23 protein-coding genes and 1 riboswitch are annotated in these 18,985 nt (G+C 26.5%); of the genes, 17 read left to right on the top strand and 6 right to left on the bottom strand.

Features of this window, described 5'->3' with window-relative positions; all coding sequences use genetic code 11:
- Positions 1-151 precede the first annotated feature (151 nt).
- From recQ to K0040_RS01670, 3 genes are all read left to right on the top strand, one after another.
- Positions 152-2,629, top strand: a complete 2,478-nt coding sequence (recQ, locus tag K0040_RS01680; protein ID WP_228107241.1) for a DNA helicase RecQ — start codon at positions 152-154, stop codon at positions 2,627-2,629.
- Between the two features lie 46 nt (positions 2,630-2,675).
- Positions 2,676-2,924: a hypothetical protein gene (locus tag K0040_RS01675; protein WP_074916374.1), complete on the top strand. Its 249-nt coding sequence runs from the start codon at positions 2,676-2,678 to the stop codon at positions 2,922-2,924.
- A 163-nt stretch (positions 2,925-3,087) separates the two neighbouring features.
- Positions 3,088-3,810 (top strand): EcsC family protein, encoded by a 723-nt coding sequence (locus K0040_RS01670; protein WP_272491575.1) that lies wholly within the window; start codon positions 3,088-3,090, stop codon positions 3,808-3,810.
- A gap of 78 nt (positions 3,811-3,888) precedes the next feature.
- Here the strand turns inward: K0040_RS01670 and K0040_RS01665 are convergent, their stop codons facing one another.
- Positions 3,889-4,116, bottom strand: a complete 228-nt coding sequence (locus tag K0040_RS01665) for a hypothetical protein (protein WP_228107240.1) — start codon at positions 4,114-4,116, stop codon at positions 3,889-3,891.
- A gap of 418 nt (positions 4,117-4,534) precedes the next feature.
- Between K0040_RS01665 and K0040_RS01660 the strand changes: the two genes are divergently transcribed.
- From K0040_RS01660 to K0040_RS01605, 12 genes are all read left to right on the top strand, one after another.
- Entirely contained in the window at positions 4,535-4,696 is a 162-nt protein-coding gene (locus tag K0040_RS01660) for a hypothetical protein (protein WP_228107239.1), read from the top strand.
- A 128-nt stretch (positions 4,697-4,824) separates the two neighbouring features.
- Positions 4,825-5,433: an NUDIX hydrolase gene (locus K0040_RS01655; protein WP_228107238.1), complete on the top strand. Its 609-nt coding sequence runs from the start codon at positions 4,825-4,827 to the stop codon at positions 5,431-5,433.
- Positions 5,434-5,494: 61 nt separating this feature from the next.
- Entirely contained in the window at positions 5,495-6,010 is a 516-nt protein-coding gene (locus K0040_RS01650; protein ID WP_228107237.1) for a flavodoxin family protein, read from the top strand.
- 83 nt (positions 6,011-6,093) lie between these two features.
- Positions 6,094-6,282 (top strand): ferredoxin, encoded by a 189-nt coding sequence (locus tag K0040_RS01645; RefSeq protein WP_228107236.1) that lies wholly within the window; start codon positions 6,094-6,096, stop codon positions 6,280-6,282.
- 100 nt (positions 6,283-6,382) lie between these two features.
- Positions 6,383-6,688, top strand: a complete 306-nt coding sequence (locus K0040_RS01640; RefSeq protein ID WP_228107235.1) for a GIY-YIG nuclease family protein — start codon at positions 6,383-6,385, stop codon at positions 6,686-6,688.
- Positions 6,689-6,726: 38 nt separating this feature from the next.
- Positions 6,727-6,821, top strand: a riboswitch (TPP riboswitch).
- Positions 6,822-6,927: 106 nt separating this feature from the next.
- A complete protein-coding gene (gene thiD / locus K0040_RS01635) occupies positions 6,928-7,722 on the top strand; it encodes a bifunctional hydroxymethylpyrimidine kinase/phosphomethylpyrimidine kinase (RefSeq protein ID WP_228107234.1) in 795 nt (264 codons plus the stop codon).
- Positions 7,723-7,739: 17 nt separating this feature from the next.
- Complete coding sequence (gene thiM, locus K0040_RS01630; RefSeq protein WP_228107233.1) at positions 7,740-8,543, top strand: hydroxyethylthiazole kinase; 804 nt, start codon at positions 7,740-7,742, stop codon at positions 8,541-8,543.
- 16 nt (positions 8,544-8,559) lie between these two features.
- The gene (tenA, locus tag K0040_RS01625; RefSeq protein WP_228107232.1) at positions 8,560-9,222 is read left to right on the top strand and encodes a thiaminase II; all 663 of its coding nucleotides are present in this window, start codon (positions 8,560-8,562) and stop codon (positions 9,220-9,222) included.
- Entirely contained in the window at positions 9,222-9,839 is a 618-nt protein-coding gene (gene thiT, locus K0040_RS01620; protein WP_228107231.1) for an energy-coupled thiamine transporter ThiT, read from the top strand. The genes tenA and thiT overlap by 1 nt, the downstream gene beginning before the upstream one ends.
- Before the next feature lie 10 nt (positions 9,840-9,849).
- Entirely contained in the window at positions 9,850-10,482 is a 633-nt protein-coding gene (gene thiE, locus K0040_RS01615) for a thiamine phosphate synthase (protein ID WP_228107230.1), read from the top strand.
- Between the two features lie 98 nt (positions 10,483-10,580).
- Positions 10,581-11,162: a TetR/AcrR family transcriptional regulator gene (locus K0040_RS01610; protein WP_148556685.1), complete on the top strand. Its 582-nt coding sequence runs from the start codon at positions 10,581-10,583 to the stop codon at positions 11,160-11,162.
- A gap of 23 nt (positions 11,163-11,185) precedes the next feature.
- Complete coding sequence (locus K0040_RS01605; protein WP_316720050.1) at positions 11,186-11,410, top strand: hypothetical protein; 225 nt, start codon at positions 11,186-11,188, stop codon at positions 11,408-11,410.
- A gap of 26 nt (positions 11,411-11,436) precedes the next feature.
- Here the strand turns inward: K0040_RS01605 and K0040_RS01600 are convergent, their stop codons facing one another.
- Positions 11,437-11,739, bottom strand: coding sequence for a PTS sugar transporter subunit IIABC family protein (locus K0040_RS01600; RefSeq protein ID WP_228107228.1), 303 nt, complete (start codon positions 11,737-11,739; stop codon positions 11,437-11,439).
- Positions 11,740-11,820: 81 nt separating this feature from the next.
- A complete protein-coding gene (locus K0040_RS01595) occupies positions 11,821-12,681 on the bottom strand; it encodes a YitT family protein (RefSeq protein ID WP_228107227.1) in 861 nt (286 codons plus the stop codon).
- A 214-nt stretch (positions 12,682-12,895) separates the two neighbouring features.
- On the opposite strand from K0040_RS01595, the gene K0040_RS01590 reads away from it, so the two are divergent.
- Complete coding sequence (locus K0040_RS01590) at positions 12,896-14,056, top strand: ComEC/Rec2 family competence protein (RefSeq protein WP_228107226.1); 1,161 nt, start codon at positions 12,896-12,898, stop codon at positions 14,054-14,056.
- Positions 14,057-14,358: 302 nt separating this feature from the next.
- On the opposite strand, the gene K0040_RS01585 is transcribed toward K0040_RS01590, so the two are convergent.
- On the bottom strand, positions 14,359-14,511 hold the full coding sequence (locus K0040_RS01585; RefSeq protein ID WP_228107225.1) for a hypothetical protein: 153 nt from the start codon (positions 14,509-14,511) through the stop codon (positions 14,359-14,361).
- A 248-nt stretch (positions 14,512-14,759) separates the two neighbouring features.
- On the opposite strand from K0040_RS01585, the gene K0040_RS01580 reads away from it, so the two are divergent.
- Positions 14,760-16,613 carry an SEL1-like repeat protein gene (locus tag K0040_RS01580; RefSeq protein ID WP_228107224.1) on the top strand — a complete coding sequence of 618 codons (1,854 nt, stop codon included), beginning with the start codon at positions 14,760-14,762 and terminating at the stop codon, positions 16,611-16,613.
- A 109-nt stretch (positions 16,614-16,722) separates the two neighbouring features.
- On the opposite strand, the gene K0040_RS01575 is transcribed toward K0040_RS01580, so the two are convergent.
- Together K0040_RS01575 and thrB are read right to left on the bottom strand one after the other, a co-directional pair.
- Positions 16,723-17,658: a magnesium transporter CorA family protein gene (locus K0040_RS01575; RefSeq protein WP_228107223.1), complete on the bottom strand. Its 936-nt coding sequence runs from the start codon at positions 17,656-17,658 to the stop codon at positions 16,723-16,725.
- 430 nt (positions 17,659-18,088) lie between these two features.
- Entirely contained in the window at positions 18,089-18,985 is an 897-nt protein-coding gene (thrB, locus tag K0040_RS01570) for a homoserine kinase (RefSeq protein WP_228107222.1), read from the bottom strand.

The raw sequence follows: 18,985 nt of genomic DNA, 5'->3' as shown, positions 1-18,985 counted from the left end.
TTAATATATTAATTAAAAAAATAAAAAATTGCTATGAGAAGACCTTTACTTCATGTAGAGGAATTTTAAATTAAGATAATAAACTTGTATTAAGGAAGTAAATTAGGATATAATTATTAACAAACACAAGTTCGTATATAGGAGATTAAATATGTATAAAAAAACTATAGAAATACTGGAAAAGTATTTTGGATATAAAGAATTTAGAAAAGGGCAAGAAGAGATAATTAACTCTATATTAAATAAAAAAGATGTGGTAGCTATAATGCCAACAGGTGGTGGGAAGTCATTATGTTATCAAATTCCGGCACTTATACTAGATGGTATTACCATAGTTATATCACCGCTAATATCATTAATGAAAGATCAGGTAGACACTTTAAACTCAATGAATATAAAGTCTACATATATAAATAGTTCTTTATCAGACAATACAATAAAAAATATATTAGATGGCATATGCAATGAGGAATATAAGATTATATATGTTGCCCCTGAAAGACTAGATAATTATGATTTTCTAAATGTTATTAAAAGAACAAATATAAGTCAAATTGCAGTAGATGAGGCTCACTGTATTTCACAATGGGGTCATGACTTTAGAAAAAGTTATACTAAAATATCACATTTTATTTATGACTTAGAAAAAAGACCAATAGTTACTGCCTTTACAGCTACTGCATCTACTAAAGTAAAAGAAGATATAATAAAGAATTTAAATCTACAAGATTATAAGGAGTATATTACAGGATTTGATAGAGATAATTTGGAAATAAACATAGTTAAAAACTGTAGCAAAAAAGAATATATATTAAATTATATTGAAAAAAATAAAGACAATAGTGGAATAGTATATGCTGCTACTAGAAAATCTGTAGATGCCATATATGAAAGTCTAAAAAGAAGAAATTATTCTGTTGCCAAATATCATGGTGGTTTAAATAATGAAGAGAGACAGCATAATCAAGAGCTATTTGTAAAGGATGAAAAAAATATAATGATAGCAACAAATGCTTTTGGAATGGGTATAGATAAAAGTAATATTAGATGGATCCTTCATTATAATATGCCGCAAAGTGTAGAAAACTATTATCAAGAGATTGGTAGAGCAGGAAGGGATGGAGAAAAAAGTAAATGTACCTTATTATTTTCACCACAAGATATTCAGACACAAAAACTACTTATAGATTCTGGAATACCTAATATGGAAAGAAAACAAAGTCACTATACAAAATTACAACAGATAATAGATTTAGTTTATAGCAATGATTGTTATAGAAAAAGTATTTTAAATTATTTTGGAGAAGAGTTCGAAAATAAATGTGACAACTGTAGTAATTGTTTAAATAGAGGTACTATGGTTGATAAGAGTGAGGATGCTATGAAAGTAATCTCATGTATTATCAGAATGAAAAGAAGTTATGGAATAAATATGATTGTGGATGTACTTAGAGGATCTAAAAACAAAAAAGTGATTAATTTAGGTTTTAATAGTTTATCTACATATGGTATTATGAAAAACTACAAAAGTGAAGATTTAAAAATATTTATTAACACTTTAATTTCTCATGGTTACTTAGATATGGTAGAAAGTGTTTCAAATAATACTTCTTTTGCAACTATAAGAATTAACAATATGTCAAAAGATGTAATTAAGGGTAATAAAAAAGTAATGTTATATGAAATTTATTCACAAGAAGATGAAAAAGAAATTAATTACTTATATGATAAATTAAAAGATATAAGATTTATTATGGCTAAGACAAATAATATTGCACCATATATGGTATTTTCAGACTCTACTTTAATGGAGATGAGCAAGAAGTATCCAATAAACAAAGAAGAAATGCTAGAAATATCTGGTGTAGGAGAAGTTAAGTTTGATAAATATGGTGAAATGTTTATTGAAGAAATAATAAAATATACAGATGAAAATAATATAAAAATAAGTAAGACAAATGAAGAAAATTGTAATTTAAAACAATACGATGAATTTTTATATGTAAATAGCAACACAGAACTTTATAATAGACTTAAAGAGCTTCGTGCTTTTTATGCACAAAAAGAAAATACTATTTTCTATAAAATATTATCTAAAAATACATTAAAAGAAATTAGTGGAAGATATCCTGTTAGTGAAAAAGAGCTGTTAGATATTAGTGGAATAGGCTCAGTAAAATTCAAAAAATATGGTGAAGATATTATTAAAGTTGTAAAGGAATACTTAGAAGAAAAAAATATGAATCCTGTTTGGCAAGAAAAAAAGAAGCTTCATATAGTTATAGACGGAGACAATCGTAAAAATAACGAAATAGCATTAGACCTTCTTAATCAAGGTAAAGACTTAAATGATGTAAGTTTAGAAGTTGAAGTATCTCCTGCAACTTTATTGACTTATGTTAATGACTATATTATAGAAGGTAATAGTATAAACTTTGATTTAGAATTGTGTGAATACTATAATGAAAATGAAAAAAATAAAATATTAAAGGCCATAGATGAGTGTAAAAGTCAAAGTTTAAACTTAATCAAAAAAATACTTCCATCTACTATTAAATATGAAAGTATTATGGCGGTAATAATTGAAAATAATTTGAATTTGTCAAATAAAAAGAAGGAATTATGTTAAGTATTATAGAATTAACTATCTAATTATATTTAGGTGGAGGCTTAATATGGAGAGATGGAAAAAACTCAATGTACTTGTAAGCGTAGGAGGTTTAGCATTTTTTTTAGTTAGTTTATTATTTGTTAAATACAATCCTTTAATATTTTGCTTGGCTGCATTTGGGTTAGGCGTTGCATGGAAGGGTTTTAAGAACATTTATAAAAATGTGGATCCACCTAATAGGGAAAAAGTATCAAACCCTTATGATAAAAACGTGGTAAAAAATAAAAAGCAAAAAAAGAAAAGAAAAAGATAATTGCTTATAAAGCCATAGTATATTACTACTATGGCTTTATGTTTTATATAACTAAGTTAGAGTATAAAAAATATATATGCATTTCTTGGGAAATATATAGTACATATATCAATAATATGTATGAAGAATAGAATTATTATATGTTTTAAATTAGGAGGTTTATATGGATGATTATATGATTGATGCAAAAGTCCAACATAAATTATGGAAAAGAGAAATGAAAAAGAAAGCATCCTTAATAAATAAGATAACATCAAAAACACAAAAAAAATTTAATAGCATGTTGCCTCGAAAATATCATGAAATATTAACTAATGCAGTAAAAACTATGGTAAAAACAGTATTGTTTGGATATAAGTATATTACTAAAGAGCCTCTGAATAATATTTCCATAGAAGAAAGAGAAAAAATTGTTAAAAGCAAAATAGATTTTTATAAAAAGACTGCTATGGCGGAAGGTTTTGCTACAGGGGCAGGTGGGTTTATATTAGGATTGACTGATTTTCCATTACTTCTTAGTATAAAGGTAAAATTATTATATGATATTGCTGCAATTTATGGATTTGATGTGAGGGATTACAAAGAAAGATTATATATACTTAATATTATTCAGTTGGCTTTTTCTTCTCAAAGTTATAGTAAAGATGTTTTTAACAAAATGGAAAGTTGGGATGAGTATTCAAATCATTTACCAGGTGATATTAATGATTTTGATTGGGAATCATTTCAACAAGAATATAGAGATTATTTAGATTTGGCTAAGTTGCTTCAATTAATGCCAGTAATAGGTGCAGCTGTTGGTTTTTACGTTAATGGAAAGTTACTTGATAAATTAGGAGAAGTAGCAATAAATGCATATCGTATGAGATTAGAAGAATTTAAATAAGTTATATATATTTAAGAGATAATCGTCAAACATATTGTGATTAAATAATGTTTGACGATTTTATTATTCAGCGATTCTTTAAATTTCTTTAAGTGAAATAATTGAGTTATTAGGTAAATAATAAGTATTTTCCTTGTCATAATTACTTTTGTGATAGTCAGAACCTGAGTTTGATAAAGTTGGTGCTATAGTAATTGAATTATCGTCAGAATCAACTATTTCTCCAACTATAGGAACTGAACTTAAATAAGTATTTACTTCAACAGGTTTTTGTAAAAAATCATTATATGAATTATTATTATCCATTATTTTCACTCCTTTTAAGTAATAAAATGTATATATAGTAATATTATTAAATATTTATGACAATATATTCACTATAAAAAGAAAAAATGAATTAAATGATTTATTTGAAATAAATAAATTGGTAGTAATTGTTAAAAATACAGTGCTTATAGTATAATTAAATTAAAATATTTATGGTTCTGTTAATTAGATATGATGACAATGATTAATATTTAAATATATTAAGGCAAACATTAGAAAAAATTAAAGAACATAAATTGATTCATAAAAACGGAAAGTCAAGGGAAAATATAGTTTAATGACTTAAAGTTCTTAGAGGTAAATTATATGAAAATTATAGACCAATATAGCCTATGATTAAATAATAAATTACAAGGTGTAATGTGTACTACACTAGATATAAAATGGAGGTTCATAAATGAGTAAAATTAATTGTAGTAAATGTAATAAAGAGGTAAAGAAAGGAGATAAGTTTTTTGTGGAATTTCAAATGCCTACTAAGATGTCTATGCCTGTAGGTAGACTAGATACTATAATAGAAAAAAAGTCAATAAATATTTATTGTGAATCCTGCAAGTAGACTTATTTTGATTAAGTATTTATAATATGCGTCACAAAGAAGTATTTGACTATATGTAGTCTATGTATAAAATAAGTAAAATAAAGTCTTGTCTGATAGTGAGCACGAGATATTATAAGGAGGTAAATATGAGCAGAATAAAAAATATTACATCATTAGTAGAAACAAAATTTATAAGTTTATACAATGTTAAATATTTAAATAAAAATAACAAAGAGAAAAACTGGACGGTTGCATCAAGAAAGAAAAAAGAGGTATTAGAAGGCATTTACCTTAAAAATGAAAAAGATAAAGTAGATGCAGTAATAATATGTGCATATCACAAAGAAAGTGAAAAGTTAGTTTTAATAAAAGAATTTAGAGTTCCAATAAATAAATATATTTATGAGTTGCCTGCAGGACTTGTAGATAGTGATGATGAAAATTTTGAAAGTGCTGTAATAAGAGAATTAAAGGAAGAGACAGGCTTAGACGTAACTGAAATAAAAAAAGATCTTAGCTGTAATCAAGTATATTTATCACCAGGAATGACAGATGAATCTGCAGCCTTTGTTTATTGTATATGTGAAGGTGAGATAAGTAGTGAATATTTAGAGGATGATGAAGATATTGAAGCTGTATTAGTTTCAAAAGAAGAAGCAAAAGAAATAATTAAAAATAATCAAACTTCTTTAGATATTAGAGCATATTTGGCATTACAGTCATTTTCGATTTTAGGAGAAAAAATGTTTTTATAATTTATTAAAGAACTCATAATCCCTCCATATTTTTAATATATAAAAATATGGAGGGATTATTGTGCCTTATGATAAAAAAATAGCCATTGTGTATAAAACTAAATATGGATGTACTATGAAATATGCTGGATGGTTAGCTATAAAACTAAATGCAGACTTGTATGAAATATCAGATGTTGGAAGATGGGATTTGTTAAAATATAAAACAATTATATTTGGTAGCCCCATATATAATTCTAAAATATATTTAAGAGATTATTTGGAAGAAAAATACAATATTATAAAAAATAAAAATATAGTTCTATTTTGTGTTAGTATGAATTTACAAAGTAGAGAAGATATAGTTGAATACAATTTTGAGGATGAAGAAATTAAAAAAAAAATAAAATTCTTTTTCCTACAAGGGTGTATTAATCTTAATGATTTAAGTAGAATAGATAAAGTAAAATTAAAAAAAAGTATAAATAATAATCAATCTTTTAAAATGATAAATTTAGAAAAATATATGAGTATTGATAGAAGCAATAAGCAAACTATAACACCAATAATTAATTATGTTTTAGATAAAACCTACTAAAAATATACATAGTCTAATGTATTATTTTATTATAAACTGATAATAATATATACGATATTGAAATTTATATTTGGAGGTAAGAAATGAAAGCATATGTAGATAAAGACTTATGTATAGGATGTGGTGTTTGTCCATCTGTATGTCCAGAAGTATTTGAAATGGGTGATGATGGTTTATCTCATGTAATAGTTGATGCTGTTCCATCAGGATCTGAAGATGATGCTAAGGATGCAGAAGAAAGCTGTCCAGTAGATGCAATAAAAGTTGAATAGTACTTATTTAAGAGTTATCAAATTTTGATAACTCTTTTTAATTTGAAAATTTTGTTTACTAGAGCTATAATTAAAAATATAAAATTATTGGGGGATATTCATGTGCTATACATATATAATTAGATGTAAAAACAATACTCTATACACAGGTTATACTACAGATATAATAAGGCGTATGGAAGAACATAAGCGAGGTATTAATTCTAAATATACTAAAGCTAAAGGTTTTGATAGATTAGAAATATTCTTTGAAAGTAATAATAAAAGTCAAGCTATGAAATTAGAATATTATATTAAAAAACAAAGTAAATCTAAAAAATTATGGATAATAAATAATCCAAAATTATTTATAGAGGAAGTTAAGGATAAATTTCAAATAAGAATTGGAAGAATAAATAAAAGTTGACAATTTTTATAAAAGTATTATAATGAAGTTGAAAGTAAATAAATTGCTAGGGGCGCCATTGGCTGAGAGGTTTATACCAACCCTTGTACCTGATCTGGATAATGCCAGCGTAGGAAAGCACTATGAATTTTATAACCATATAAGGGTTTTAAATTTGTTTATATTATGCTATGCCTACGGGTGTAGCATTTTTTATGTTCAAAAATTATATATTCTTATGAGATAGAGGGAGTAAAGATATGAAAAATTACAAAATACCAACTTTAACAATTGCAGGATCAGACTCATCTGGAGGAGCAGGAATACAAGCTGACTTAAAAACGTTTTCCGCTCTGGGAACCTATGGAATGAGTGTGATTACAGCAATTACAGCTCAAAATACAAAAGGGGTTTTCTATGTGGAAGAACTTAGTTCAAAAATAATTAAGGAACAAATAAAAGCTGTATGTGAAGATATACCACCAAAAGCAATAAAAGTAGGAATGGTATCTTCTCCAGAGATAATTAAAGATATTGTTGAATCATTGGAGAAGTATCCTTGTAAATATTTAGTTGTGGATCCAGTTATGATTTCTAAAAGTGGATATTCACTACTTAGACCAGAAGCTAAAGATAATTTAATTAAATATCTTATACCTAAGGCATATATAGTGACACCAAATGTTCCTGAAGCTGAAGAAATAAGTAATATAAAAATTGATACAATAGAAGATATGAAAAAAGCAGGTGAAGCAATTCTTGAACTAGGACCTAAATTTGTACTTATGAAGGGTGGCCATTTAGATGGAGATTGTATAGATGTGCTAATGGGTGAAGATACTTTTGAAGTTTTCAAATGTGAAAGAATAAATAGAAAAAATACACATGGAACAGGTTGTACTATATCTTCCGCCATTACATCTCATTTGGCTTTAGGATATGACATTAAAGAATCAGTAAAACTTAGCAAAGAATATATTACAGGGGCTATTAGATATAGCTTTGATATAGGTGAAGGTGTAGGACCAGTGCATCATTTTTATAAATTCGATTAAACATAGGGGGATATATTATGTACAAATTATTAAAAAAAGTTAAGGAAATAAATCCACTTGTATTACATTACACAAATAACGTTACTATAACAGATTGTGCTAATACAACACTAGCTATAGGGGCAAGTCCACTAATGAGTTTTTCTTATGAAGAAGTTGATGACATAGTTAGAGTTGCTAGTAGTGTAGTTATTAATATAGGAACAATGAATAGTGAGTTATTGGATTTATATATATTAGCTGGAAAAACTGCTAATAAGTACAATAAACCAGTTATATTAGACCCAGTAGGAGTATTTGCTACAAAGGCAAGAACAGATTTAACTAATAGATTATTAAATGAGGTTAAATTTGATGTGATAAGAGGAAATATATCTGAAATTCAGTTTATAGGTGGACTAGATGTTAAAGGTAAAGGTGTGGATTCTTTCGATGATGGAAGTGACACATCATTTATTGTTAAAGAAGTGGCTAAAAAACTTGAGTGTATTGTTGTTGCTTCAGGAAAAACTGATGTAGTTAGTGATGGAGATAAAATTTATAAAATAAGTAATGGTACACCAAAACTTAAATTTATAACAGGGACAGGGTGTATGAGCACATCTTTAATAGGTAGTTTCTTACCCTGTACAGAAGATAGAATAGATGCAGCTGTAATGGGCACTTTAGTTATGTCTCTTTGTGGAGAATTAGCTAATAGAGAAAATCCATCTATAGGAAGTTTTAAAACAAGACTATTTGATGAAATATTTGTATTGAATGAAGATACTTGCAATGAATATGGAAAAGTAGAGTTAGCACAACTTAATTGTTCATTATAGCAAAAAGGGAGGAACTATGTTATTAACAGATTATTTATTTAATGAAAGTAAGAAAATATGGGATGAATATTTAAAACATCCTTTTATAATAGAAATGGGAAAAGGGACTTTAGATAAGGAGAAATTTAAGAATTATCTAGTACAAGACTATTTATATCTTTTGGATTATGCAAAGGTTTATGCCATGGGGCTTATAAAAAGCGATGACGTAAGGTATATGAAGTTTTTTAAAGATAGTGTAAATGGAATTATGGAAGATGAAAGTGCTACACATATAGCTTATTTAAAAGAGCTAGGTGAAGATATTAAAACACTTCAAAAACATAAGATTAAGTTGGAAAATGAAAACTATACTAATTTTATGAAAAGTATAGCATTAACAGGAGATATTCAAGATTTAATAATAGCAGTACTTCCATGTGCGTGGAGTTATTATTATATAGCTAAAGAAATGAAAGAAATATATAAGAATAATTTAGAAAATAATTATTATGCTGCATGGATAGAGTCATATTCTTGTGAAGAATATAGAATGTGCGCCAAGGAAAATATAGATTTTGCAAATGAACTTTGTAAAAATATAGATGATAATAAAAAAGAAAAGCTAAAAGATATTTTTATAAAGGGGAGTTTATATGAAATGGCATTTTGGGATATGGCTTATAAGGAGATAAAATAATGTTAAATACATTTATACTAGGTTTATGTTTAATACCTATAATTTATTATATTCTTAAACTTAAGGACTTTAAACTAAATACAAAAACAATGGTGATGATAGCTTTATTTGCAGGTGTTCATTTTGTTTTATCAAAAATACAATTTGTTCAATATCCTCAAGGTGGAGGATTTAATTTACTGGCATCCTTACCAGTACTACTAGTTGGTGTATTATATGGACCTACAATAGGTATGACTTGTGGTTTAGTGTCAGGATTGATAACTTTAATAGGTGGACAACTATTTATAGTTCATCCAGCTCAATTTTTATTAGACTATATATTACCAACAATATTATTAGGTTTAAGTGGAATATGTGGTTCAGAAAAGAGAAGTAAGATATTTTTAGGATGTTTAATAGCAGTGGCGCTTAAAGTTACAGTTCATGTAATATCTGGGTGTGTGTACTTTTATGAATATGCGCCTGTTGGACAGAGTCCATTAGTGTATTCTTTAGTATACAATTTAACAGGAGAAGGAATAGAAGCATTTTTAAGTTCTGTAGTTATAACAATAATTCCTATAGGAAAAATTATAAAAATGGCTAATATAACTACACTAAATAAGGCAAGTTAAGGAGATTATTATGATAGATAAGAATAAGTTGAAAAAATCACTTAAATTATATTTAGTAACAGATTCAGATTTATTAAAAGGACGAGATTTTTATAAATGTATAGAAGAGGCTATTAAAGGCGGAGTTACTATGGTGCAACTTAGAGAAAAAGATGCCGATGGTAAGGAATTTTTAGAAAAAGCAATAAAACTTAGAGAACTTACTAAAAAATATAATGTAGCATTTATTATTAATGATAGGATAGATATTGCGTTGCTAGTTGATGCTGATGGTGTTCATATTGGTCAAAGTGATATTGACGCTGTATCAGTAAGAAGATTAATAGGTGAAAATAAAATTATTGGAGTGTCAGCTAGGGCTGTTGAAGAGGCTAAACAAGCTAAAAAGGATGGAGCTGACTATTTGGGCATTGGTTCTATGTTTTCAACAAACACAAAATTAGATGCTAAGCAAGTTTCTTTTAATACTTTAAATGAAATAATAAAAGAAGTTAATCTGCCATTTGTTTTAATTGGAGGAATAAGTTTGGAAAATGTACACAAGCTAAGAACATTTAACCCAGATGGGTATGCTCTTGTTTCAGGAATATTGTCAGCAACAGACATAAATAAAAGAGTTAAACTGTGGAATGATAAAATATAGATATATTGAAATGACCTAGAAATAGGTCATTTCTTTATGTTATAATGAACTTGAAAAAGGATGTATGTTTTAGTAATAAGTTATAAAGGGGAAAGTAAATGGATCAATTAAACTCAACAAAAAATAGAATATCTTCTGTTGCATGGAAATTATTTTATGAACAGGGATATGAAGCAACAACAGTGGATCAAATAATAAATGAATGTGGCATATCAAAAGGAAATTTCTATCATTACTTTAGTGCAAAGGATGATTTATTGAATACATTATCAGATATATTTGACGAAGAATACACAAAAATAATGAATACATTAGATGAGGATATGAATAGCTTTGATAAGCTTATAGCAACGAGTAGGCATTTATTTCGTTTTATAGAAGAAAGTGTACCTGTTGAATTATTGTCTATTTTATATTCATCACAAATTGTTAAAAAAGGCAAAAGGCATTTACTCGATCAGCAAAGAGTATATTATAAAGTTTTACAACAGATAATAAGTGAAGGTCAAAGTAGAAATCAAATAAAAAATGATAAATCATTTTGGGAATTAGCTAAAATTTATGCTATGCAAGAAAGAGCAGTTTTATATGATTGGTGCATTTGTGAAGGCAATTATCCTTTATCTTCTTATGGTATTGAACTTTTAGAAATGTTTTTAACAGATATTAGAATAGGTTAATAAGGATGGTAAATATGAGCAATATTAGTATTAAACTCACTAGAGAAAATTTTGATTTTAAATTTAAACAATATGAAGGTATGTATTTTCATGCTGAAATAAATGGCAATAGTGAAGTTGTAAAATATAAAATCACTAAAGATAAAGAGGGCAATGAGTTAAAAGAATTTGGTAATACTCATTTAAAGGAGAGTATGATTTATATTCCTCAAATTGAGGCGTATATTGATCTAAATAAAATAAATTAAAAGAGAGAGAATTTATTCTCTCTCTTTTAATTTAAGTCTAAGGTTATTTCCGAAATTACATTATCAGGATTTTTTATAACAAATTGAGGCAACACTTCATAGTACTCTCTATCTATAAACCTTTCTATTTCTTCAATTTGTTCCACTTCTTTTTCAGTTACAAATAATATTATATTTGAATTTTGTATAATATGGTCAGGTAGTTTATTTATTATACCTTTTTCCCTTTGTATTTCATAATTTACAATTATTCCAAATTTAGTTCCAGCTTCTTTAAGAAGTTTTCCACTTAATTCACTATCACATATTGCTGCTATTTTTATACTCATTAATTTATACCTCTTTTTTTATAAAGTAAGTATAATTATAATATATTGTAAAAAAATTACAAGTCTTGTATTTGTATAAATTTATGCACTTATAGGTGAGAATCCTTCTCCAAACACTTCGTGGACATCACTAACTATAATAAAGGCGTTTTTGTCAACTTGTTTAATTAATTTTTTTAGATGAATTTCTTGATTTTTATTTACAACAACTATTAATACACTTTTATTACTATCAGTATAACCACCTTTTCCATCAAGAATTGTTATACCTCTGTTCATGTCATTTACAATAGCATTTTTTAGAGCTTCTTCTTCATTTGTTATTATCATAAAGCTCTTAGAATAATTAAATCCTGCAACAATAAAGTCTACCATTTTTACTATAACATATAAGCTAATTGCAGAATATAAAGCTGTCTCTATGTTTTTATTAACTATACCAGATGATAGTACAACAAGCCCGTCTAAAAATACTAGGCATTTTGATATTGGAATGCTTGGTATTGCTTTGTTAATCATTAAGGCTATTAAATCTGTTCCACCAGTGGAACCATCAACACTAAATATAATTCCAAGTCCAAGACCGTTAAATATAGCTCCTGTAATTGCTGATAATAAAACATCGTTTGTTACTGAAATTTGAGAAAATGAAGATGTTATTTCTAAACATCCAGATAGTAGTAACATCCCAAATAAAGTTTTTAATGAATCCCTTTTCCCTAAAATCTTAATTGAAAAAACTACTAGTGGTACACCTAGGATTAACATTATTGTTGATACAGATAAACCACTAACTTTACTTAAAACCACAGATAGACCGCTTAGGCCACCTGGTGCAATAGTATGAGGACCTAAGAATATGTTTATACCACAACTTAGTAGTACACATCCTACAATCATACCTAAAACTTCTGTAATCATATTTTTAAAATTATTTTTCATGTATATCCCTCCATAAGGTATATTATAACAAGTAAAATAGAATTTTACTAATATTTTGAAATAATATGTAATATTAACTTTATTCTGAAAATAAGAACACATATAAAAGATTAAAGAGGTATTTTAACATAATAAATTTACAAAAATTTACATAAATACTCAAAGTTTTCAGTTATAATCATACTTAAGTATAAAATTTAAGGGGAGAAATAATATGAAAAAGTATATTGCAGGGTTTAGGAGCAATAATTCTAAGAAGAAAAAGAAAGCTAGTATATATTATTTTTTAATTACATTGCTTTTTATTTTAGGAACATCCAAAGATATAAGTGATATATCACTTTATTTACTTCTTTTGATGACACCATCATTAGTTTGTAATTTTAAAATTTTTATCAAAAAAATAAAAAATAAAAGTAAAAGAAAAATATTTTTACGTATTTTAATGTGTTATTTAATAATTTTGTGTGTTTTCATAACTTCAACACCTGTCTTAAATGAAACAATAGCGCAGTCACAGTTGTTACCAGAGACAATCAATAGAATTTCCTTAAGGACAAATAAAAAAGAAATAAAATCAAGTAAAGAAAAAGTCAAAGACTCGATATCTAATGTTTATGAAGCCCAACTACATTTTATAGATACGGGAAATTCAGATGCCATACTTATTAGACAAGGAGGAGAAGCAGCCCTTATTGATGGAGGAGACAATGATGATGAAAAAACTGTTGTCAACTATTTGAAAGATATAGGTGTTAAAAAACTAAAATATGTTGTAGCTACACATCCAGATGCTGATCATATAGGAGGATTAGATGCTGTAATTAATTCAATACCTGTAGAAACTGTTTATGTAAGCAATGGTGATGCTAATACAAAAACTTATTCAGATTTTATTAATGCAATGTCTAATAAAAATTTATATCCTAGTGTGCCTTTATTGGGTGCGAAGTTTTATTTAGGTACATCAAAGTTTAAGGTATTATCAGCAGCAAATTTAAATGATCCTAATGACAATTCAATAGTTTTAGAATATACAAATGGAAATGACAAAATACTACTTATGGGGGATGCTGGCACAGATATTGAAAGGATTATAGATGCAAAAGAAGTTGATTTAATTAAAATAGGTCATCATGGTTCTAATACTAGTTCTGACATGAATTTTATAAAGAAAATTAATCCTAAATATGCAGTAATAACTGTTGGAAAAAACAATAGATATGGCCACCCTAACAAAGAAACTATGCAAACTTTAAAAAAAGAAAATATAGAAGTTCATAGAAATGATGAATGTGGTAATATTTTATTTAAATCAACAGGAAATGGTTTAGTAATCAACTGTGAAAAAGGAAGTTATAATTATGGCCGTTAATAAAATGTATAATGTCGTAGTTTATAAAAATAGTATGATAATATTTTTACATGGTATTACAAGATAATCATAAATATTTTTTATGATTATCATGAAAAAGTCAAATACATCTTCGTTTTATTAAACTTTATAAATATGTTTATTAAAGCAATAAATTTCAAAGTAGGAAAATCTATTGAAGATGAAGAAAAAATAATTGGCAAAGTTATTTATGAAAATAATGCTGATGAAATGTAATAATAACTATTTAAATCAACCTCTTAAGACTTAATTTATAAAATAAGTTTTAAGAGGTTTTATAGTTAAAATAGGTTGAAAAATTTAAAAATCAATAAACATACTAAAATAAATAATGCTACTTTAAAAATTATAGATGTGAAAACTTTTAATAGTTTAAACCCAATTCCTATGACAACTACTAAAAGACAAATTTTTAATAATAAATTTAAATCCATGTGTATTCCTCCTGTAATATAGAATATTATATTGTCAATGTATATATAATATATTTTTTTTACTAATTAATCAAGTTTTTCATTTCTTGCATAATAAAACTAATTATAAAAATAATATAGTAGATGGATAATGCAAACATAAAATTACATCTTTATTACAATTTTGAAAAATTATTCATGAAGTATACACAATGTAATATAATATCTATTATTGGAATTATTATATTAAAATAAATAGGAGTTAAAAGATGATGAGTTCAAAATTTTCTTTTGGAAAAATTAAAGACTTACCTAAGGAATCTTCGTTGGCACATAAAAAGGCTGTTATCTTAGAAAAGATGGGAAAAGTAGATGAAGCGATTGAATCATATAAAGTCTCAGCAGAGGAAGGAAATGTAAAATCACAATATTCATTAGGGAGAATATTTTTAAACAAAAAGCAATATCATGAAGCAGAAAGATGGTTTTCTATGGCATTTAAAAATGGCCATGAGGGTGCTGCTTATGATTTAGGTAACATGTATTACGACTTAGAAGGATATGAATATGCACTTTATTGGTATGAAAAAGTCGCAATGGAAGGAAATGTAAAGGCACAAAATAATTTAGGCGTAGTTCACTATAAATTAGGCGATTATTCAAGAAGTGAGAAATGGTTAAAAATTGCAGTAGATGATAATTTAGGTAGTGCATGTTTTAATTTAGGTATTTTATATCTTAGTTTGGAAAAAGAAGAAGAAGCTATAGAATACTTTAAAAAAGGGTCAGTGTTACTTTCCGATGATTGTAAATATAATTTAGCTGTTTTATATAGAAAAAATGATAATGAAAAGAATGCCATTTCTATGTATAAACAATTATATCGTTCAGCTCATGCAAAGGGATGTTATAATATGGGCTTAATAATGGAAATTAATAAGGACGAAAGCGAATGCGAAAGGTATTATCTGAAAAGCTGCAAAAGTGAATTTGCCAAATCACAATATAGGTTAGGATACTTATATGATAGACAAGACAAAAGAGACAATGCAATTGAATACTACGAAAAAGGTATTGAGCATGATAATCCTTTATGTAAATTTAGATTAGCTAACTTATGTAATAGAGAAAATGAAATAGAAAGAGCTAAGATGTATTATGATTTGGCTTCTAATAACATGGTAGAGGCTAAAAATAATTTGGCGGGACTGTACTTTGAAGAGAAAAATTATGATAAAGCTATAAAAAACTATGATGAGGCAATAGTAGATGGATGTAAAATAGCTATAGAAAATATTGGTGATTTATATGATCAAATTGGAGATATTGAAAAAGCTATTTCTTACTATCAAAGGAATTCCACACTTATATCTTGTCAAGTAAAACTGGGAGATATTTTTAGAAGAATTGATAATGTGGATGAAGCTATAGTATGGTATCAAAAAGCATTTGAAAATAATGATATTTATTCGGCTTATTCTTTAGGATTAATATATGAGGAGCTAGAAGACTATGAAGAAGCTAAAAAATATTTTATTTTTGCTGTTGAAAATAATCACTTAAATAGCCGTATCCATTTAGGAAGAATATATTATAATGAGGGAAATTATGAAGAAGCTAAGAATATGTTTGACATAAGTGCAAATGAAAATAATACATATTCTCAACATATGCTAGGCTTAATCTATGAAAATTATTACAATGATTACATAAACGCCAAATATTGGTATGAAAAGTCTAAAGAACAGGAATGTGTTGAATCAATTTATAATTTAGGTCAGCTCTCTCTTAAACTAGGAGAAATTGATGAAAGTGAAAAATACTTTATGGAAGGTTTAAAAAGAGAAGATAAAAACTGTGAATATATGTTAGCTTATTTATATTATGAAAAAAGTAAAAGTATATTTAAAGAGTTAAGTGAAAGTGATCATGGAAATAGTGAGAAAATTTATAATGAACTTTTAGAGCTAGATGTAGACAAAAATAAAAGACTAGTTGCAGCCTTTGAAGAGGTTTTAGAGGAAGGGGAAGAAGAATATATACCTCAGTATATTTTAGAAGTAAATGAGAATTTAGAAAATGAGTTTGAAGATATTGAATATGAAATGAAAATAGAATATTAAAAATAAAAGGTGCTTAAATAAAAATTCATATAAGCACCTTTTTGTATTAGTAATAAATTATTTTATGCTTTTATATATTTAAGTTAGAAATTCAATATTAAAAGCATGTTTATAGTAACTTGTTCTTTGATAATAGTATTGATAATATTAAACAAATAATTGCTGATAAAAATAATATGATCCAAAACCCATTTGGATCCTCTGAAAATGGAAGATCCTCCACATTCATACCAAAATATCCTGAAATCATTGTAGGTATTGATAAAATTAGAGTTACAACAGTTAGTAGTTGCATTACATTATTTTGATTATTATTAACGATAGCACTAAAAGCATCCATGATTCTACTAAGAATATCTCCATAAATAGATGCCATTTCAAGGGCCTGTCTATTTTCTATAATAACATCTTCCAATAAATCCTCATCCTCAGAATACTTTTTTATTGTAGAAGTACGAAGCATCTTGTTCAAAACTAGTTCAATAGCTTTTAATGATGTTGAAAAGTATACTAAAGATTTTTCTAGTTCTAATAATTGAACAAGTTCTTTATTTTTCATAGATCTGTGTATTTCACGTTCTATTGTTATTGTCATCCTGTTAATTCTTCTAAGATATAATAGATAATAAGTAGCATTTTTGTGCAAAATTTGAAGTATAAAACGAGGTTTTTTATAAGTATAGAATTCTTTTATATGACCAGCAATAAAGTCATTTAAAATTTTACTCTGAGCAGTACATACAGTAATTATTGAATTACTTGTTAGTATTATTCCAAGAGGAATAGTAGAGTAGTGAGCAGAATCAGAGTCAGACTCATCTATGGGAACATCAATTAAAATTAATGTATGATTATCCTCCACATCGATTCTTGAACGTTCCTCTTCATCGAGAGCTGCGTTTATACTATCAACATCTATATCAAATCTATCTGAAATATATCTTATTTCCTCATGACTTGGTTCAACAAGATTTATCCAACAACCTTCTTCAAAGTCGTTAAGTTTTTCTAGTTTAGTCTCAATTGTTTTGTAATATCTTATCATGGCAACACATCCTTTATTCAGTTTTATATATTGGCACTTAATGATATCTATTAAAAGACCAATATATAAAAAGGGTATTAGTCATAAATAGATATTATTAAGTGATTAAAAAGTTTTACAGTCCGAAACAAGAGTATCGGAATACTGTCCATTTTTCATCACTCTCCTTTATTATTAAACATCTATATAATATAGTAATGATTTTTTTGAAATAAATCAATACTTGAAAAAAATACAATTAAATATAATAGAACTATATTATATTATAAACCTTTTAAAAAAAATATAAAATCCTTTTTATAAAAATTTAATATTTGACAAAATAAATTTGATTAAATAGAAAAAAGATATAATCTTAAAAATTATACCTTTTAATTGATAAAGGTATACACAAAAATGTGTAGGCCTTTAAAATACATAATAAAATGGACTATTCAATTATATTAATTATTACACCTTCAAAATCACAATGCAAATCTTTAACTTGCCATTTATTTTCTAAAGTTTTTAAATATGATTTCATATGAGGTAAAAAATTCTTATTATCATCAGAAGTTAGACACATTATAGTTGGACCTGCACCACTTAAAAAAGTACCCAAGCAATTTAATTTATTTGAATGACTTACAATTTTATCATAGTCGTTTATTAGAGGGCTTCTATATTCTTGATGAAATTTATCCTTGCATGCTACTTTTAGTAATTCTAAATTATTATTCATGAAGGCTGTAACTAAAAGAGTGGCCCTTGATACATTGAAAACTCCATCATTATGTTCTATTACTTTTGGAAGTACAGACCTAGCTTTTTCTGTTGAAAGCTTAAAATCTGGTATAAGGGCGCAAAATCGTAAGTGTTTAGGAACGTTAATAGTATCATAGTATATTTTTTCTTTTTCCATAAATGATACGATCATATTTCCATATATAGCAGGAGCAACGTTATCAGGATGACCTTCAATTTCTGTTGCTAACTTTAATATTTCTTCTTTATTTAAATTTGACTTACTAAGGTAATTGGCCCCTACAAGTCCTGCTACAATACATGTGGCACTACTTCCTAGGCCTCTACATATAGGTATTTCGTCTACAATTTTTATTTTAATGCCTTTAGGAACAATATTAGGTTTTACTCTTTCAAAAAAATACTGCATTGACTTGTATACCAAATTATCTTTATTAATATATTCTTTTTCTTTTTCTTCAATTATAATACCTTCGTCTATTTCTTCAAAATAAAATTTATTATATAAACTTAAAGCTACCCCAAGACAGTCATATCCTGGTCCAATATTGGCACTAGTAGCTGGAACAATTACTTCTAGCAT

It is taken from the genome of Terrisporobacter petrolearius (genome assembly GCF_020748185.1).
Classification (GTDB): domain Bacteria; phylum Bacillota; class Clostridia; order Peptostreptococcales; family Peptostreptococcaceae; genus Terrisporobacter; species Terrisporobacter petrolearius.
The sequence above is the reverse complement of the archived record's forward strand: the minus strand, read 5'-3'. Positions and strand labels throughout refer to the sequence as shown.

Bases quoted from the DNA above. Each gene is read 5' to 3' on its own strand.
- K0040_RS01600 (WP_228107228.1), bottom strand. From the start codon at position 11,739: ATGAGTATAAAAATAGCAGCAATATGTGATAGTGAATTAAGTGGAAAA.
- thrB (WP_228107222.1), bottom strand. From the start codon at position 18,985: ATGCTAGAAGTAATTGTTCCAGCTACTAGTGCCAATATTGGACCAGGA.
- K0040_RS01585 (WP_228107225.1), bottom strand. From the start codon at position 14,511: ATGGATTTAAATTTATTATTAAAAATTTGTCTTTTAGTAGTTGTCATA.
- K0040_RS01580 (WP_228107224.1), top strand. From the start codon at position 14,760: ATGATGAGTTCAAAATTTTCTTTTGGAAAAATTAAAGACTTACCTAAG.
- K0040_RS01660 (WP_228107239.1), top strand. From the start codon at position 4,535: ATGAGTAAAATTAATTGTAGTAAATGTAATAAAGAGGTAAAGAAAGGA.
- K0040_RS01645 (WP_228107236.1), top strand. From the start codon at position 6,094: ATGAAAGCATATGTAGATAAAGACTTATGTATAGGATGTGGTGTTTGT.
- K0040_RS01610 (WP_148556685.1), top strand. From the start codon at position 10,581: ATGGATCAATTAAACTCAACAAAAAATAGAATATCTTCTGTTGCATGG.
- tenA (WP_228107232.1), top strand. From the start codon at position 8,560: ATGTTATTAACAGATTATTTATTTAATGAAAGTAAGAAAATATGGGAT.
- K0040_RS01595 (WP_228107227.1), bottom strand. From the start codon at position 12,681: ATGAAAAATAATTTTAAAAATATGATTACAGAAGTTTTAGGTATGATT.
- K0040_RS01575 (WP_228107223.1), bottom strand. From the start codon at position 17,658: ATGATAAGATATTACAAAACAATTGAGACTAAACTAGAAAAACTTAAC.
- K0040_RS01640 (WP_228107235.1), top strand. From the start codon at position 6,383: ATGTGCTATACATATATAATTAGATGTAAAAACAATACTCTATACACA.
- K0040_RS01590 (WP_228107226.1), top strand. From the start codon at position 12,896: ATGAAAAAGTATATTGCAGGGTTTAGGAGCAATAATTCTAAGAAGAAA.
- K0040_RS01655 (WP_228107238.1), top strand. From the start codon at position 4,825: ATGAGCAGAATAAAAAATATTACATCATTAGTAGAAACAAAATTTATA.
- K0040_RS01675 (WP_074916374.1), top strand. From the start codon at position 2,676: ATGGAGAGATGGAAAAAACTCAATGTACTTGTAAGCGTAGGAGGTTTA.
- thiM (WP_228107233.1), top strand. From the start codon at position 7,740: ATGTACAAATTATTAAAAAAAGTTAAGGAAATAAATCCACTTGTATTA.
- thiD (WP_228107234.1), top strand. From the start codon at position 6,928: ATGAAAAATTACAAAATACCAACTTTAACAATTGCAGGATCAGACTCA.
- K0040_RS01670 (WP_272491575.1), top strand. From the start codon at position 3,088: ATGGATGATTATATGATTGATGCAAAAGTCCAACATAAATTATGGAAA.
- K0040_RS01665 (WP_228107240.1), bottom strand. From the start codon at position 4,116: ATGGATAATAATAATTCATATAATGATTTTTTACAAAAACCTGTTGAA.
- thiE (WP_228107230.1), top strand. From the start codon at position 9,850: ATGATAGATAAGAATAAGTTGAAAAAATCACTTAAATTATATTTAGTA.
- recQ (WP_228107241.1), top strand. From the start codon at position 152: ATGTATAAAAAAACTATAGAAATACTGGAAAAGTATTTTGGATATAAA.
- thiT (WP_228107231.1), top strand. From the start codon at position 9,222: ATGTTAAATACATTTATACTAGGTTTATGTTTAATACCTATAATTTAT.